This window comes from Mesorhizobium sp. WSM4311 (assembly GCF_002295115.1).
GTDB lineage: Bacteria > Pseudomonadota > Alphaproteobacteria > Rhizobiales > Rhizobiaceae > Mesorhizobium.
This window is the reverse complement of sequence record NZ_NSFV01000009.1, coordinates 63,150-77,984: the sequence shown is the minus strand read 5'-3', so window position 1 is coordinate 77,984 and position 14,835 is coordinate 63,150. Positions and strand designations below refer to the sequence as shown.

At 63.0% G+C, this 14,835-nt stretch carries 17 protein-coding genes and 1 pseudogene; 8 read left to right on the top strand and 10 right to left on the bottom strand.

Annotation, left to right across the window (positions count from 1 at the left end; translation table 11 throughout):
• Positions 1-2 precede the first annotated feature (2 nt).
• Positions 3-329 carry a DUF883 family protein gene (locus tag CK226_RS23250; protein ID WP_069090305.1) on the bottom strand — a complete coding sequence of 109 codons (327 nt, stop codon included), beginning with the start codon at positions 327-329 and terminating at the stop codon, positions 3-5.
• A gap of 123 nt (positions 330-452) precedes the next feature.
• Positions 453-1,214, bottom strand: coding sequence for a Crp/Fnr family transcriptional regulator (locus tag CK226_RS23245; protein ID WP_095772159.1), 762 nt, complete (start codon positions 1,212-1,214; stop codon positions 453-455).
• Between the two features lie 169 nt (positions 1,215-1,383).
• On the opposite strand from CK226_RS23245, the gene CK226_RS23240 reads away from it, so the two are divergent.
• The gene (locus CK226_RS23240; RefSeq protein WP_095788050.1) at positions 1,384-1,743 is read left to right on the top strand and encodes a response regulator; all 360 of its coding nucleotides are present in this window, start codon (positions 1,384-1,386) and stop codon (positions 1,741-1,743) included.
• A 32-nt stretch (positions 1,744-1,775) separates the two neighbouring features.
• Here CK226_RS23240 and CK226_RS23235 read toward each other — a convergent pair whose 3' ends face one another.
• Both CK226_RS23235 and CK226_RS23230 read right to left on the bottom strand, forming a co-directional pair.
• Entirely contained in the window at positions 1,776-2,327 is a 552-nt protein-coding gene (locus CK226_RS23235; protein WP_095772158.1) for an RNA polymerase sigma factor, read from the bottom strand.
• A 3-nt stretch (positions 2,328-2,330) separates the two neighbouring features.
• Positions 2,331-2,534 carry a NepR family anti-sigma factor gene (locus CK226_RS23230; protein ID WP_010911884.1) on the bottom strand — a complete coding sequence of 68 codons (204 nt, stop codon included), beginning with the start codon at positions 2,532-2,534 and terminating at the stop codon, positions 2,331-2,333.
• Positions 2,535-2,752: 218 nt separating this feature from the next.
• Between CK226_RS23230 and CK226_RS23225 the strand changes: the two genes are divergently transcribed.
• The 6 genes and pseudogenes from CK226_RS23225 to CK226_RS23200 all read left to right on the top strand — a co-directional run bounded on the left by CK226_RS23225 (position 2,753) and on the right by CK226_RS23200 (position 6,301).
• Positions 2,753-3,547 (top strand): response regulator, encoded by a 795-nt coding sequence (locus tag CK226_RS23225; RefSeq protein WP_064990804.1) that lies wholly within the window; start codon positions 2,753-2,755, stop codon positions 3,545-3,547.
• Positions 3,548-3,846: 299 nt separating this feature from the next.
• The gene (locus CK226_RS23220) at positions 3,847-4,011 is read left to right on the top strand and encodes a DUF1328 domain-containing protein (RefSeq protein WP_010911886.1); all 165 of its coding nucleotides are present in this window, start codon (positions 3,847-3,849) and stop codon (positions 4,009-4,011) included.
• Between the two features lie 189 nt (positions 4,012-4,200).
• Positions 4,201-5,235: a sensor histidine kinase gene (locus CK226_RS23215; RefSeq protein ID WP_095772157.1), complete on the top strand. Its 1,035-nt coding sequence runs from the start codon at positions 4,201-4,203 to the stop codon at positions 5,233-5,235.
• A gap of 107 nt (positions 5,236-5,342) precedes the next feature.
• The gene (locus CK226_RS35005; protein WP_179295874.1) at positions 5,343-5,516 is read left to right on the top strand and encodes a hypothetical protein; all 174 of its coding nucleotides are present in this window, start codon (positions 5,343-5,345) and stop codon (positions 5,514-5,516) included.
• Positions 5,517-5,647: 131 nt separating this feature from the next.
• A pseudogene (locus CK226_RS23205) lies at positions 5,648-5,973 on the top strand (hypothetical protein).
• 82 nt (positions 5,974-6,055) lie between these two features.
• The gene (locus CK226_RS23200; RefSeq protein ID WP_095772156.1) at positions 6,056-6,301 is read left to right on the top strand and encodes a YMGG-like glycine zipper-containing protein; all 246 of its coding nucleotides are present in this window, start codon (positions 6,056-6,058) and stop codon (positions 6,299-6,301) included.
• A 98-nt stretch (positions 6,302-6,399) separates the two neighbouring features.
• Here CK226_RS23200 and CK226_RS23195 read toward each other — a convergent pair whose 3' ends face one another.
• The 4 genes from CK226_RS23195 to xylF all read right to left on the bottom strand — a co-directional run bounded on the left by CK226_RS23195 (position 6,400) and on the right by xylF (position 11,533).
• The gene (locus CK226_RS23195) at positions 6,400-8,040 is read right to left on the bottom strand and encodes a CHASE domain-containing protein (protein ID WP_095793153.1); all 1,641 of its coding nucleotides are present in this window, start codon (positions 8,038-8,040) and stop codon (positions 6,400-6,402) included.
• 150 nt (positions 8,041-8,190) lie between these two features.
• Positions 8,191-9,003 carry an ATP-binding cassette domain-containing protein gene (locus CK226_RS23190; protein WP_095772154.1) on the bottom strand — a complete coding sequence of 271 codons (813 nt, stop codon included), beginning with the start codon at positions 9,001-9,003 and terminating at the stop codon, positions 8,191-8,193.
• Positions 9,004-9,016: 13 nt separating this feature from the next.
• A complete protein-coding gene (locus CK226_RS23185; RefSeq protein ID WP_095793152.1) occupies positions 9,017-10,348 on the bottom strand; it encodes a sugar ABC transporter permease in 1,332 nt (443 codons plus the stop codon).
• Between the two features lie 144 nt (positions 10,349-10,492).
• Positions 10,493-11,533 carry a D-xylose ABC transporter substrate-binding protein gene (gene xylF / locus CK226_RS23180; protein ID WP_019861602.1) on the bottom strand — a complete coding sequence of 347 codons (1,041 nt, stop codon included), beginning with the start codon at positions 11,531-11,533 and terminating at the stop codon, positions 10,493-10,495.
• A 273-nt stretch (positions 11,534-11,806) separates the two neighbouring features.
• On the opposite strand from xylF, the gene CK226_RS23175 reads away from it, so the two are divergent.
• Positions 11,807-13,051 (top strand): ROK family protein, encoded by a 1,245-nt coding sequence (locus tag CK226_RS23175; RefSeq protein WP_095793151.1) that lies wholly within the window; start codon positions 11,807-11,809, stop codon positions 13,049-13,051.
• 347 nt (positions 13,052-13,398) lie between these two features.
• Here the strand turns inward: CK226_RS23175 and phoB are convergent, their stop codons facing one another.
• Together phoB and phoU are read right to left on the bottom strand one after the other, a co-directional pair.
• Complete coding sequence (gene phoB / locus CK226_RS23170) at positions 13,399-14,088, bottom strand: phosphate regulon transcriptional regulator PhoB (RefSeq protein WP_010911896.1); 690 nt, start codon at positions 14,086-14,088, stop codon at positions 13,399-13,401.
• Positions 14,089-14,107: 19 nt separating this feature from the next.
• Positions 14,108-14,815, bottom strand: coding sequence for a phosphate signaling complex protein PhoU (phoU, locus tag CK226_RS23165; RefSeq protein ID WP_010911897.1), 708 nt, complete (start codon positions 14,813-14,815; stop codon positions 14,108-14,110).
• Between the last annotated feature and the right edge of the window lie 20 nt (positions 14,816-14,835).

Here is a 14,835-nt window from a genome sequence, read left to right as displayed (position 1 = left end):
AACTAGCGACGTGCGAGCAGCGCGAAAAGGAAGCCGACACCGGCGGCGATCGCCAGCGACGTCACCGGCTTTTCGCGGACATTTGCCAGCAACTGCGCCTCGATGTCCTTGGCACTGCCGCGCAGGCTGTCGAAGGCGGCTTCGCCCTGCGCGCGCAATTGCTCGACGCCCTCGGTGGCCGCGCGGCGGGCAGTGCCATAGCCGTGTTCGCCAGTCTTGGCCAACTGCTTGGTGAGCTTGTCGATATCGGCCTTCAACTGCCTGATGTCGGCTTCGAGGTCCGAATTCGCCCGCGCCTCGTTGGCGGTCTTCCCTGCGGCGGTTGCCATTGCTTAACTCCTTGTGATTGCTCGATTTCAAACGCGCCTTGCGTCTCATGGTTCCGGCATCGTGGCAAACTAGCCGAAAACACGCGCATACGCACCAATCGTCGATCCATGGCCAGAAGCGTCTCAGATCAGGGGGCGACGCCCCTCGCCCAGCCCTTCCCAGCCGGCGAGCTGCTTGAGCCTTTCCGCATCGACCACCTCGCAACCGCCATCGCGCCAGAGGATCAGCTTGCGATCCATCAGTTTTCGGATCGTCTTGTTGGTATGAACCAGCGAAAGGCCAAGCGTGTCGGCGATATGTTGTTGGGTGATCGGAATCTGGATGGATTGCTTGCCGTTCAGCCCCACGACCTTGGCACGGCTGCCGATGAAGGCAATCAGATAGGCGGCGCGCTCGATCGCGCTGCGGCGGCCGACACTGAGGAGGTTCTCGTCCAGCATGCGTTCTTCGCGCGACGCGATCCAGGTGATGTCGTAGGCGAGACCCGGATGGTTGCGGTAGAGTTCATGCAGGCTGTCGCGCTCGAAGACGCAAAGCAGCATCGGCGACAGGGCCTCGACGGAATGCTGCATTTCCCCCATGACGCTGCCTTGCAGGCCGATGAGATCGCCGGGCATGAGATAGTTGAGGATCTGTCGGCGACCGTCCGGCAACAGCTTGTAGCGGAACGCCCAGCCGGACAGCACCGTGTAGAGATGGGCGCTGTGGCTTCCTTCCACGAGGACCGTGGCGCCCTTGTCGACCGCCAGTTCGCCCTTCTTGAAGCTGCTGATGAAGGCCAGCTCCTGCTTTTCGAACTCGCGGAAAACCGGCAATGGCCGCAAAGGACAATTCTCGCAAGGATACTGCCGACTGGATAAGTTACGCCCATTCTGGCCTGGCATTTCGACCCTCTTCGAAAGCCTGCCGGTCAGCAGGTGTGCCTAAACGTTTTGCCTGAATCGGAGTTCCGCGAAAGGGCATGTCTTTTTTAAATGACAGCGCGCCGAATTGCGATCATGACTCCCCAGCGTTTCAAGGAGCGAATTACCCGTGCCCCACTTGCTTGACGGATTGCGAATTCTTGTCCTGGAGGATGAATTCCTCATCGCCATGGATGTCGAGCAGCTCTGCCGCGACCACGGCGCCGGCGAGGTGGTGGTTGCCCGCGACCTGGCCGAGCTCAATGGCCGAAAGGTCGCGACGCAATTCGACGCGGCCATCGTCGATCTGATGCTGGGCGGCACATCGACGCTCGAATTCGCCGCCGGCCTGCGTGAAACAGGCGTGCCTTTCGTGTTTGCCTCCGGCTATTCCGATGCGGACGAGATCAAGGCATCCTTTCCAGGGGTGAAGCTGGTCACCAAGCCCTATTCAGGCGAAGATCTCGTCGAAGCGGTGGCGCTGGCCTATGGGCGCGGCTCTCCAGGGTGAGATAGATCCGGGTTCCGCGACCCGGATCCACCTCAATGCGCCGCAGTCCCCGTGACCTGGGCCGAGATCGCATCGGGACCGTATTCGTCCTCGCCGGAAATCTTGAGAATCTCCTGCAGGCGCGTGCGCGCCCTGCTGACCCGGCTCTTGATCGTTCCGACCGCGCAACCGCAGATTTCAGCGGCCTCCTCATAGGAAAAGCCGGATGCGCCAATGAGAATGATGGCCTCGCGCTGGTCCTCCGGCAACTGCTCCAGAGCGCTGCGAAAATCCTTGAGATCGAGTTGGCCGTGCTGGGCCGGATGCACCGCGAGCCTGGCCGTCATGATGCCGTCGCTGTCCTGCACTTCGCGGCCGCGTTTGCGCATCTGCGAATAGAATTCATTGCGCAGGATGGTGAAAAGCCATGCCTTGAGGTTGGTGCCGGGCTGGAAGCTCTCATGCTTGTCCCAGGCCTTGACCAGCGTTTCCTGAACGAGGTCGTCGGCCTTGTCCGCATTCTGCGTCAGCGACACGGCAAAGGCCCGCAAGCTCGGGATTGCCCCAAGCAGATCGGTCTTGAAGCCTTGGGAGACCGCTGCCATGCCTCAGTCCTTCTTCTGTGCGGGTTCGGCTTGTTCCAGCTGGCTGAGCAACTGGGCAAAGCGATCCGGCACATCGTCGGAGACCAGCTCGTCATAATATTGTTTGAGTTTGCGTCCGATTTCGGAGTTGGGCCCGAGCGGGTCGCCGACACCGTTCCGGCGCCTGCCCTCGGCGCCAGCCAAAATATCTTTCGTCATATCCTTCATTTCGCCCTTATATTCCCAGCACTAGGCCGCCCATACTCAAACTCAACACAAGCGGCACCCTCGTCTGGTTGCCCATCCCGACCCCAAACGCCGTTCCCGGCTTTTCGTTCCATACCGGCCGGAACTTTTTGAGAAAGCCCGCGTTGTATTAGTGGGGCTTGCGATCAGCTTGGCCTGCATTTCGGGCAATCGCGTCATACTGAGGGAGACGTCTTATCATGAGTTTATCCGCCACCATCGCACCGCACCTGCCGTTCCTGCGCCGCTTCTCGCGCGCCGTCTCGGGATCGCAAGAGAGCGGCGACGCGCTGGTCGCTGCGATGCTTGAGGCCATCATCGCCGATGTCGACATCTTCCCCGAAGCATCGAGCGACCGTATCGCTCTTTACAAGGTCTTCGCAAAACTTTTCACGTCCGTCGCCATCCGCGTGCCGCAGGAGCAGGCCCAATCGGCGTGGGAACAGCGCGCCGCCGCCAATCTCAACGCCATCGCGCCCCTTCCGCGCCAGGCCTTCCTGCTGGTTGCCGTTGAGGGTTTCAGCGAGGACGAGGCAGCCGAGATCCTTGACGTCGGCGACCAGCAATTCTCCGAGTTGCTTGCCCAGGCAAGCAACGAGATTTCCCGCCAGGTGGCGACCGATGTGCTCATCATCGAGGACGAACCGCTGATCGCCATGGACATAGAGGAGATGGTCGAGAGCCTCGGTCATCGTGTTGTCGGAACCGCGCGCACGCACGCCGAAGCGGTGACGATGTTCGGCAAGACGCGGCCGAAAATGGTGCTGGCCGACATCCAGCTCGCCGACGGCAGTTCGGGCATCGAGGCGGTCAACGAGATCCTGTCGTCAACCTCTGTGCCGGTGATCTTCATCACTGCCTTTCCCGAACGCCTCCTGACCGGCGAGCGCCCCGAACCGGCCTTCCTGGTGACCAAGCCGTTCAATCCCGACATGGTCAAGGCACTGATCAGCCAGGCGCTGTTCTTCGACCGTCAGGCGAAGGCCGCCGCATAGGTCGCTTCCAGCCGGGAAGCCAACCCAAAGGCCGCCCGATGCGATGCGTCGGGCGGCCTTTTTGGCAAACCGGACCCATCCGTCCCGAATTTCGCGGCGCTTTGCCTCGAGCGGTTCACCGGTTTCACGGAAACGGCGAGCTGCTCTAAGTTGTTGTTTTGGCGCAATTCCCAAGGGAAAGCGCTCACATTTTTCCTGGAATTGCTCTAACGGTTTGCAAGCATCGCCTTTTTCGGCAAAGGGTGGAACAAACCGCACCCACCCACGTTTTCCATGCAGCATTCGGAAGGAGATGAACCATGCTTTACTGGGCGCTCGTATTTCTCGTTGTGGCGATTATCGCCGGCGCGCTTGGTTTCGGCGGCATCGCCGGTACATCCGCCGGCATAGCGCAGATATTGTTCTTCATCTTTCTCGCCTTCTTGGTCATTTCGCTCCTGGCCGGCCTGTTCAGACGGGCGTGAGGCGAACGCTTCTTCGAGCGAACACTGGAAGCCGCACCCCTCAAACGGTTTCCAGCCACCGCCGGGCGGTATCCTTCAAAGGAGACCGTCCGGCGGACCGTTTTTAGGGGGATGGTTTCTCGGAAACTTCATTTGGGAACCCATTTCATAGTGAGCCGTTCAGCGTGAGTTGAGTGGACAGATCGGCCGATGCGTTCCAGGAGTGAAGATAAGACGGAAGGCGCACGGAGCGACGAAGTCATCGCCATGCATCCGGCCGAAAGTGGCATGCAGCTTGGCCGGGCGCTTCTCCACGCGCTACATAATGCCGGCATTTCCGTCCTCTATCAGGACCGCGACATGAAAACCGTCTGGGCCCGCAATATGCGCGCGCCCTGGATTTCGGACAGCTCCGACGGCAATGGCATCCTGCCGATGGCGCAGGCCGACCGCATCAGCACCGCCAAGCGCGACGTGGTCGCCACCGGCAACCCGGAGCGCCTTGAGATCAGTGTCCCGGTCGAAAACGGCGTACGCTGGTTTCAGGTTTGGGTCGATGCCGACCGGGGCGACGTCGGCGACGTGCAAGGTGTCGTCACCACCATGGTCGAGACGACCGAGCAGAAGCGGCGTGAACAGACGTTGACGACGCTGCTGCGCGAGGTCAGCCATCGCTCGAAGAACCTGCTGGCGATCATCCAGAGCATCGCGACGCAGACCGGTCGCTATTCCGACGGCATCGGCGACTTCCTCACGCGCTTTCGCGGCCGGCTGCAGTCGCTCTCCTCCTCCCAGGATCTGGTGACATCCTCCAACTGGCGAGGCGCGGCCCTTCATGAACTGGTGACGAGCCAGGTCGGGCGCTATGGGACGAACACATCGCACAGCCTTCGCCTCCGGGGTGCCAACCCCTATCTCAATCCCAATGCCGCGCTGCATATCGGCCTGGCGATGCATGAGCTTGCCGTAAACTCGGTCAGCTACGGCGCTCTCTCCCGGCCGGATGGATTCGTCGAAGTGACCGCCAATCTCGACATCATCACCCCTGGCGAGGTTACACTCTCGCTGACATGGGCCGAAGCCATCGGAACCAATGGCGGCCGGGGGAGTCAAAAGCGTTTCGGCAGCATCGCGCTGGAGCGGGTGGTGCCGGCATCCCTGAGCGGAACCGCAAGGCTCGACATCGCGGACGGCCGCCTTGAATACCGTCTTGTCGTCCCACACAGCAATTTCGAGACGCACTGAACGGCCGGCGCAATCAACGATCCTTAACCGGCTGTTCACCATAAGGGCGGATTTTACCCAGATGCCGCTGCAATCCGCTGGGTTGCGGCACGGTATGGGAGGAATGCTTGACGGTCACCGACATGAACAGACTGGAACAGGCTGCCCGTGTTTCGATGGGCGAATTCCAGGATCCCGAAGCGTCCGCGGAGCCGCTTACGCCGCATCACACATTGCTGTGGGGCATCGTCCTTGCGGCAGCCTCGACAATTCTCCTCATCGCTATGTTCCAGCTGACCTGACCGAATCCCCTGCTGGCAACAGTGCGCGCTGTTAACCGTTTGCAGCGCCGGGCACTATTCGCATGTCACGCCGCCCGCTCAGGAACTTTTGGCCGATATGGGCCGTTGTTGTGGCGAGAGGACATGTCGCCATGGAACACATCGCTGCATTGTTGCTTGTCATCGGCTGCAGCAACTCGATGACCGATTGTCGTGAGCTTCAGGTGCCGGTGAGCATTTTCGAAACCGCCGACGAATGCACTGCCGAACGGCCGTTTGCCATGGGCGACGTGCAGGGGCAGGCGCAGCACATCGTCGCCAGCTGTCTCGCTGTCGATCCAGCACTTGAGGATGACTACGACCAGGTCGTCTGGAAGGTGCGTCCGACGGGAGCCTCGACGCCTCTCTTGCTATTTCCAGCCTTGTCATGGCATCGAATGCGGTGCGCCCAGAAAAAGACTATCTTAGCCAAGAATAAATTCGCGCGGCAAAGGCCGTCATTTCATGCTAAATGACTGCTGGAGCTTACCAAAGTGTGGACACAAGTGAGGAGTGACTCAATGCGGAAGATGATTATTGCCATGGTTGCGGTGGCCGCTCTCAGCGGCTGCACCACCACCGAGCAGGACGTGGTTGGCGGCGGCTTGATTGGCGCCGGCGTCGGCGGTCTGGTCGGTGGCGGCAAGGGCGCGCTGATCGGTGCGGCTGTCGGTGCCGGTTCCGGCCTGCTGGTGCGCAACCTGCGCAACGGCTATTGCCAGTATCGCGATCATCGCGGCCGGATTTACACGGCGCGCTGCAACTGATTCGGCGACAGTCGAAACTTCGATCCGGAGGCCGGTCCGCCGGCCTCCGGATTTTCCACGTATGGGCGTGCCGTTTGCCATCGCCCTGAATATTCGTCTCAGCCTGTCAGCGGAATTTTGATTTCCACCTTCAGACCGTCGGCCCGAAAATCGCGCCTGATCGTGCCGCGCAGTTCGCGCGTGACGTTGAGGTCGATCAGCTTGGTGCCGAATCCGGTCTCGGCCGGCGCCTCGACTTTTTTCTTCCCGGCCTCCCGCCAGTTCAGCACCAGTGTCCGCTCCCGCCCGCGCCCTTCCACCGACCACTCGACCTTGAGCGCCCAGTCGCTCCTGAGCGAATTGGCGGAATTGCCGGCTTCGCCATATTTCAGCGCATTGGTCGCCAGCTCATGGAAGGTCAGGCCAAGCGCCTGCGTCGTGGTCTCGTCGAGCAGCACCTCCGGTCCCGACAACAACCCCTCGGGCAGGTCCTTGCCGAACACCTGGCCAAGCTCGATGCGCAGGAGGTCTGCGAGATCGGCCTTCTGCCAGCGCGAGCGCGTCAGCATGTCCTGGGAGGCTGCCATCGCCTGCAGCCTGGCCGAAAAAGACGCCGAAAACTCGTTGACGTCGGTCGCCCGCGACGCCGTCTGCCGCGCGATCGCCAGCACCCGGGTGATCGAATTCTTGATGCGATGCTTCATCTCCTGCAGCATCAGATCCTTTTCGAGCAGGCTCTTTTCGGTCGTCTCGTGCAGGCGCGAGGCCGCCTCATAGGCGCGCTCCTGAAAGCGCGCCACCAGCGCGATGGCGCCCGCCGCGAGCAGGCCGAACAGCCCCAGCATCATCGGGATGGCGCGCGACGAAGGCTGCGAGAAGGCGCTGGTCGGCCGGAACAGTACAGTCCACGGGCGGCCGGCTACCGTGATCTTGCGGGTGACCAGCAGCCGGTCGCCAAAGGCGGAGGCCGGCGGCGTCTCCGACCGGAACAAGAGATTGTCGCCGTTCACCGCGCCGTCATAGATCTCGGTGTTGACCGGCAGCAGCGGCGCGCGGCTGAGCGCGATCTGGAACAGGTCGCTGGCCCGGAAAGCCGCATAGAGAAAGCCCGCGGTCGAGGATCGTGATGCGTTGATGACCTCCGGCGCGGTTTCGACGTTGAGCCGCACGAAAACCAGGAAGCCGGGGAAGGTCTGTTTCGCGCCTGTGCCCTGGCCCAGTTGCACCAGCCCGCTCGCGTGCTGGCGGTCGTCGGCCATCGCCTTTTCGATCGCCGCGCGCCGCACCGGTTCGCTGAACATGTCGTATCCGATGCCGCTCTGGTTGGACGGATCCAGCGGCTCGAAGAGCATGATGGGCGCACGCCAGGGCTGCGTCGTGTCCGGATAGACCGGATGGCTGGCGCCAAAATCGTGCAGGATGTCGCGTTCGACCGCCGCCTCGTCACCTGTCTTGACCAGCCTGAGGAATCCGATGCCACGCAGGCCGGCGAAATTGTTGTCGATGTCCAGCGCGTTGAAAAACGCCTTGAACTCGCTCTGAGAAATATCCCCATTGCGGGCGTCGAACAGGGCCTGTGTCGACCGCAGCAGCGACAAATGCAGGTCGATACGGCTCTCGATCCGGTTGAGGGCGTCGTCGGCCGCCGCCCCGAACTTGATGCGGGAGGCTTCCTGCGTCGCGAAATAGGCGAACCCCGCCATGGTCATGCTGATCAGCGCTACGGCGATGAACGCAACGATTGGAAAAAGTTTCTTCAACGGATGATGCGGTCCATGAGCAATACCGGACCTTTATGGGCAAGTCATCAGGCCAACACAATGGCAAGGCCAAGCCATCGCGATCACTGGCATATCGTGTGAGCGGCAACCGGCCACGCCGATCAGCCCATTTCGGGCCGTCGGCAGGCCTCAGGCGGCGATCTTCAGCGCGCCCGGCCCGGGGATGGCGCCCGGAGGACATTTGCCCAGGATGATCATGCCGAGCACCTCGTCCTGGGTGACATCGGTGGTACGCGCGGTGCCGACGACCTGGCCGTTCTTCATCACGCAGACCCGGTCGGCCAGCTCGAAGACATCGTGGATGTCGTGGCTGATCAGGAAGATGCCGATACCATCGGATTTGAGCTGCCTGACCAGTTCGCCGACCTGCGCCGTTTCCTGCGGACCAAGGGCTGCCGTCGGCTCGTCCATGATCAGGATGCGGGCGTTGAACAAGATCGCGCGCGCGATCGCCACCGACTGGCGCTGGCCGCCCGACAGCTTGATCACCGGCTCCTTGAAGCGCTGGAAGCGCGGATTGAGCCGGCCCATCACCTTGCGCGCCTCGGCCTCCATGGCAACGTCGTCGAGCGTGCCCCAGCCCGTCATCAGCTCGCGGCCGAGGAACAGATTGGCGGCGGCGTCGACATTGTCGGCCAAGGCGAGCGTCTGGTAGATGGTCTCGATGCCGTATTTCTTGGCGTCGCGCGGGTTGGAGATCGAAGCCTCCTCGCCATTGACGAAGATCTGGCCGGCATCGCGCTTGTAGGCGCCCGACAGGATCTTGATCAGCGTCGATTTGCCGGCGCCGTTATGGCCGAGCAGCGCCACGACCTCGCCGGGGAAAAGATCGATCGAGGCATCGTCGACGGCGCGGATGCCGCCAAAGGCGATCGAGATGTTGCGCATGTCGATCAGCGGCGTGCCAATGGGGGCAGTTGTGGGAGCGATTTTGTCGGCCATGATCGTTTCTCCCCTAAACCCGCTTGCGATAGACGGTGTCGAGCCACACCGCGATGACCAGCACGGCGCCGACGACGATGCTCTGCAGCGGTGAGTCGATGCCGAGCAGCACCATGCCCGACTGCAATGACTGCATCAGAAGCGCGCCCAGCATGGCGCCCATCACCGTGCCGGAGCCGCCGGCGAGCGACGTGCCGCCGATGACGGCGGCGGCAATGACCAGAAGCTCGTCCAGCGTGCCCAGCGCATTGGTCGACGCGTTGAGCCGGGCCGACGAGATCGCCGCGCTGACCGCGGCCAGCACGCCCATGATCATGAACACGTTCATGGTCACCCAGCGGGTGTTGATGCCGGCAAGTTCGGCCGCCTCCGGATTGCCGCCAATGGCGAAAACATAACGGCCGAAACGCGTGCGCTTGGTGATGAAGGTCATGATGATGCCCACGGCCACCGCCATCAGCACCGGTATGGCAATGCCATGCGCGATGTACAGCCCGCCTTCGGGAACGGTAATGCCGTTCTGCTGGGCGTACTGGCGCACGATGCCGATCGGCCATGGATAGGAATTGGCGATCCAGACGGCGCCAAGGATAGCGGCGCAGGCAACCACGCCAAGCAAGGTCTCGGCCCAAACGGGGCGCAGCGGAAAGTGGAACCGCTTGCGCTGCGACCTGCCGTTGAGCAGCATGAAGGCGACCGCCACACAGGCGACGACACCGACGATCCAGCTGGCGGTGGCGCCGATCGAGCCGCGTGGTCCGCCGCCCATCAGCTGGAAGGTCGTGTCGAGCGGCGCGACCGTGCGCCCGCTGGTGATCAGCCACGCCATGCCGCGCCAGACCAGCAGGCCGCCCAGCGTCACGATGAAGGCCGGGACCTCCATATAGGCGATGATGAAGCCCTGGAACGCGCCGATCAGGAGACCAAGCGCCACGCCGGCCGCCAGCGCGATGATCCAGAGCCAGGGGTTTCCAAGCTGGAAACCGACGACGCGGATCAGGAATTCGGCCTGCGCCACGCCCATGATCATGCCGATCACACCTTCGACGGATCCGACCGAGAGGTCGATGTTGCGCATGACGATAACCAGCACCATGCCTGTCGCCATGATCGCGACCGACGAGGTCTGCACCGACAGGTTCCACAGATTGCGCGGCGTCAGGAAAAGCCCGCCCGACAATATGTGGATGCCGACCCAGATGACCAGCAGCGCGCCGATCATGCCGAGCATGCGCGTATCGAGCTCGGTAGCCTTGAGGAACCGTCCGACGGCGCTGAGTTCGGATGCACGCGCCCTGTCCGCTGCCGTGCTGCCGACCGGTTGATTAGAGGTCGTGTCGGTCATGCTGTCCTCCCACCGGTTTACCGTCTGGCGCGGGTACCGAACATGGATGCTATTTGCTTTCCGCGGTCATTTGAAGCGGGAAGCCCCTCGAGAAACGCCGCGGCTTTTGGGCCGCGGCGTCGATATCGAACGGTATTGCGCCGTTTAGTTGCAGGCGGCGACGCTGCCGGCGGCAACGCCCGCGCAGACTTCGTCCTTCTTGATCCAGCCGGCATCGATGACGACGTTGAGATTGTCCTTGGTGATGGCGACCGGGGTCAGGAACAGCGACTTGACGGTGTTGCCGCCAGGCGTCGTGAAGTCCTTCACACCGGCGATATCGGTCATCTTCTTGCCGTCGGCCAGCTGCGAGGCGATCTCGGCGGCGTTCTTGCCGAGTTCGCGCGCGTCCTTCCACACCGACACGGTCTGGGTGCCGAGCGCGATACGGTTCAGCGCGGCATGGTCGCCGTCCTGCCCCGAGACCGGCACGGTGCCGGCAAGCCCCTGCGCCGTCAGCGCCGCGACGACGCCGCCGGCGGTGCCGTCATTGGCCGCGACGACCGCGTCGACCTTGTTGTCGTTGGCGGTCAGGAACTGCTCCATGTTCTTCTGGGCGTTGGCAGGCAGCCAGCCGTCGGTATAGGCCTCGCCGACATTCTTGATCTTGCCGCTGTCGATGGCGGCCTTGAGCACTTCCATCGAGCCTGCGAACAGGAAGTCGGCATTCGGATCGGCGCCCGAGCCCTTGATGAAGACATAGTTGCCTTCCGGCTTGGCCTTGAACACCGCGCTGGCCTGCAAACGACCGACTTCCTTGTTGTCGAAGGTCAGGTAGAAGACGTCCTTGTTCTCGATCAGGCGGTCATAGCCGACGACCGGAATGCCTTCGTCCAGCGCCTTCTGCACGGCCGGGCCGATGGCCGAGGCATCCTGGGCCAGGATGATCAGCGAATTGGCGCCCTGCGAGATCAGGCTCTCGACATCGGTAAGCTGCTTGCCGGGATTGGACTGCGCGTCGGCGGAAATGTACTTGTCGCCGGCGGCCTCGATCGCCTTCTTCATGGCGGCCTCGTCGGTCTTCCAGCGCTCTTCCTGGAAGTTGGACCACGAAACGCCGATGACCTTGTCTTTCGCCTGCGCGACCGACGCAAGCGTCAGCGACATGGCGACACCCGCCAGGATGGCGGCCGTGAATCTCTTCATGATATTCCTCCCTGCGCCGCGTATGGCGCGACCAAACTGGCCCTAAGGCCGGCACAGAGGCCCTATTTTTTCGAGCCCCGAAAAAACACTGATCCAACACCGGAACGCTGTCAACAACGATTCTGATGGATTTTGATGTCCCTCTGAATTTTTTTCGAGCTTCGCAATAAATAAATGACAGCACCGGCCGCTTCTGCCAGTATTTGACCGTGTCGCCGGCAGCGTTCGAGGGAGGCCGGAAGAACCGCGGCGACCGGGAGGATGTGAAAAAACATGTCGGTCGGAATCCGCCACGACGATCTGCGCCGGCGCAACCGCGCGATGGTGATCGCGGCCGTGCGCCAGGCTGGCCGGCCCTCACGCACCGAGATCGCCGCGACCACCGGCCTCAGCCATTCGACCATATCGGCGATTTCCTCAGACCTGATCGGCGAAGGCATCCTGGCCGAGGGCAAGCCGAGCGAGGCCGGCGCGCTGAAACGCGGCAGGCCGCAGGTCGGCCTCGGCCTCACTCCGGAGGCCGCGGCTGTGATGACCGTGGTGCTGTCGCTGAATTTCCTGTCGGTCGCAGTCATCGACTATGCCGGCCAGGTGATATCGGAAGAACAGCGCCGGCTGGACACGCTGACCATGTCGCGCGAGGCGTTGATCGGCGAATGCGTGGCCATCGTAAGGCGGCGCCTCGAGGATCCCGACATTGACGTGCGCAGCGTCGCCCGCATCGCGCTGGCGATCCAGGGCATCACCGATACCGAGGCCCGGGCGATGCTGTGGTCGCCGATCACGCCGCAGACCGACATCGCCTTCGCCGACATACTCGAAGCCGAGTTCGGCATCCCCACCACCATGGAAAACGACTGCAACATGATGGCGGTGGCGCTGCGCAGGCGCGATCCCGAGCGCTACCGCGACGACTTCATCGCCATCCTGCTTTCGCACGGCATCGGCATGGGGCTGGTGCTGAAGGGCGAGCTGTTCACCGGCACCCATTCCTCGGGCGGCGAGTTCGGCCACATGATCCATCGGCCCGGCGGCGCGCTCTGCCGCTGCGGGCGGCGCGGCTGTGTCGAGGCCTATGCCGGCAATTACGCCATCTGGCGCAATGCCAGGCAGCTCGGCGAGGACACCGAGCCGGTGGCCGATGTCAGCGACGCGCAGATGCGGGCGCTGGCCGCGACGGCACGGGAACGGGACGGACCCGAGCGCGAAGCCTATCGCAAGGCCGGCGAGGCGTTGGGTTACGGCCTCGGCAGCCTGTTCGCGCTGATCGATCCGGCGCCCGTTGCCATGGTCGGCGTCAGCGCCGCCGCCTTCGATCTCATCGAGCCGGCATTGCGCGAGGCGATCGCCCAGACCGCCGGTGGTCAGCACTCGGAATCGATCTCCTTCGACACCGAACCGAACGAACTGCCGCTGATCCGCGAAGGTTGCGCCATGCGCGCGCTGACCTTCGTCGACCAGGAGATTTTCGCGCCGGGCGTGCCAACGAAATCGAGCGCCGGGAAAAACGTGGCGTAGCCAGCTTTCGGTCGTTAGTTCCGAGGGTCATTGCAGACATCGGAGATTGGCGGAGCCCCTGCCAGGTCGTCATCCCTGGGCGGAGCAGCCGCGAAGCGGCGTCGCGGAGACCCTGGGATCCATTCCGTTACCTCGGACGTAGAGGGCAACGGAGCAGAATTCTGGACCGTGGCAACGCTCGGAAGTCCCGGCATGGATCCCTTGGGCTGCGGAGTAGCTCCAGGGGTATGCGCCGCGTCGCTACGCTCCTTGCTCCGCCCGTGGATGACGAAGCACAAACGGCTCGGCTACTCACCAGCGTGGATGTTGGAAGTGCCAAGCCCCTCAGGACTTCCGCGCCAAAGCGCTCAATCCTCGCGGATCGCGTAGCCCGCCCCACGGATGGTACGGATGACATCCGGCATGCGGCCATTGTTGACCGCCTTGCGCAGCCGGCCGACATGCACGTCCACGGTGCGCTCGTCGATGTAGATCGTCTCGCCCCAGACATTGTCGAGCAGCTGGCTGCGCGAGAACACGCGGCCGGGATGGCGCATCATGAATTCGAGCAGGCGGAATTCGGTCGGCCCGAGCCGGATCTCGCTCTTCTTGCGGTAGACCCGGTGCGATTCACGGTCGAGCACGATATCGCCGACCTTGAGCACGCTGGACAGCACTTCCGGCTTGGCGCGGCGCAGCAGCGCCTTGACTCGGGCCATGAATTCCGGCGTCGAGAACGGCTTGACCAGATAGTCGTCGGCGCCGGTGGAAAGCCCGCGTACACGGTCGCTTTCCTCGCCCCGCGCGGTCAGCATGATGATCGGCAGCCGCTCGGTCTCGGGCCGCATCCGCAATCGCCGGCAGAGTTCGATGCCGGATACCGCCGGCACCATCCAGTCGAGCACGAGCAGGTCGGGCACGTTCTCCTGCAGGCGGATTTCGGCTTCGTCGCCGCGTGTCACCACCTCGACCTGGTAACCCTCCGATTCCAGATTGTAGCGGAGGAGCACGCCGAGCGGCTCCTCGTCCTCCACCACCATGATGCGTGGTGCGATCATCGGTTGGTTACCCCTGCGCTCAGGCCGCCGGCGCCGACATCGCCGTCTCGTCCTGTTTTGGACGGTTGGCGGGCAGCTGCGTGCCGGTCAGGACATAGTACGCATTCTCGGCGATGTTGGTCACGTGGTCGCCGATGCGTTCGAGATTCTTGGCGCAGAACAACAGATGCGTGCAAGCCGTGATGTTGCGCGGATCTTCCATCATATAGGTCAGCAGTTCGCGGAAGACGGAGGTGTATTTGACGTCGATGCGCTCATCGTCGGCGCGCAGTTTCGCCAGTGCCGCGGCATCGCGCGCCGCATACTCCTCGATGACGCCCTGCACCTGGATCAGCACCAGCTGCGCCATGGCGTCGATGGAATGCGACAGGTCGCGCGGCGTGGCGCTGAGGCCGACAGTGCCGACGCGCTTGGCGATGTTCTTGGCAAGGTCGCCAATGCGTTCGAGGTCGCCGGCCATGCGGATCGAGCCGACGACATGGCGCAGATCGTCGGCCATCGGCTGGCGCTTGGCGATCAGCGTGATGGCGCGGTCGTCGAGTTCGCGCTGGCGCGCATCCATGATGGCGTCGTCGGAGACGACGCGCTGGGCGAGCGCATTGTCGGAGTTCAGCAGCGCCTTGGTGGCGCCGCCGACCATCGAGCCGGCGAGATCGCCCATGTCGCTGATCAGCCTGCTGATCTGTCCGAGATCCTCGTCGAAGGCTGCGACTGTGTGTTCGGCCATGATCCTGGTCCTCGTATGCG

Excerpts from the sequence above, each read along its gene's own strand:
- CK226_RS23245 (WP_095772159.1), bottom strand. The coding sequence starts at position 1,214 with ATGCCAGGCCAGAATGGGCGTAACTTATCCAGTCGGCAGTATCCTTGC.
- phoU (WP_010911897.1), bottom strand. The coding sequence starts at position 14,815 with ATGGCCGAACACACAGTCGCAGCCTTCGACGAGGATCTCGGACAGATC.
- xylF (WP_019861602.1), bottom strand. The coding sequence starts at position 11,533 with ATGAAGAGATTCACGGCCGCCATCCTGGCGGGTGTCGCCATGTCGCTG.
- CK226_RS23215 (WP_095772157.1), top strand. The coding sequence starts at position 4,201 with ATGCGTTCCAGGAGTGAAGATAAGACGGAAGGCGCACGGAGCGACGAA.
- CK226_RS23185 (WP_095793152.1), bottom strand. The coding sequence starts at position 10,348 with ATGACCGACACGACCTCTAATCAACCGGTCGGCAGCACGGCAGCGGAC.
- phoB (WP_010911896.1), bottom strand. The coding sequence starts at position 14,088 with ATGATCGCACCACGCATCATGGTGGTGGAGGACGAGGAGCCGCTCGGC.
- CK226_RS23190 (WP_095772154.1), bottom strand. The coding sequence starts at position 9,003 with ATGGCCGACAAAATCGCTCCCACAACTGCCCCCATTGGCACGCCGCTG.
- CK226_RS23200 (WP_095772156.1), top strand. The coding sequence starts at position 6,056 with ATGCGGAAGATGATTATTGCCATGGTTGCGGTGGCCGCTCTCAGCGGC.
- CK226_RS23230 (WP_010911884.1), bottom strand. The coding sequence starts at position 2,534 with ATGAAGGATATGACGAAAGATATTTTGGCTGGCGCCGAGGGCAGGCGC.
- CK226_RS23225 (WP_064990804.1), top strand. The coding sequence starts at position 2,753 with ATGAGTTTATCCGCCACCATCGCACCGCACCTGCCGTTCCTGCGCCGC.
- CK226_RS23220 (WP_010911886.1), top strand. The coding sequence starts at position 3,847 with ATGCTTTACTGGGCGCTCGTATTTCTCGTTGTGGCGATTATCGCCGGC.
- CK226_RS23235 (WP_095772158.1), bottom strand. The coding sequence starts at position 2,327 with ATGGCAGCGGTCTCCCAAGGCTTCAAGACCGATCTGCTTGGGGCAATC.
- CK226_RS23250 (WP_069090305.1), bottom strand. The coding sequence starts at position 329 with ATGGCAACCGCCGCAGGGAAGACCGCCAACGAGGCGCGGGCGAATTCG.
- CK226_RS23175 (WP_095793151.1), top strand. The coding sequence starts at position 11,807 with ATGTCGGTCGGAATCCGCCACGACGATCTGCGCCGGCGCAACCGCGCG.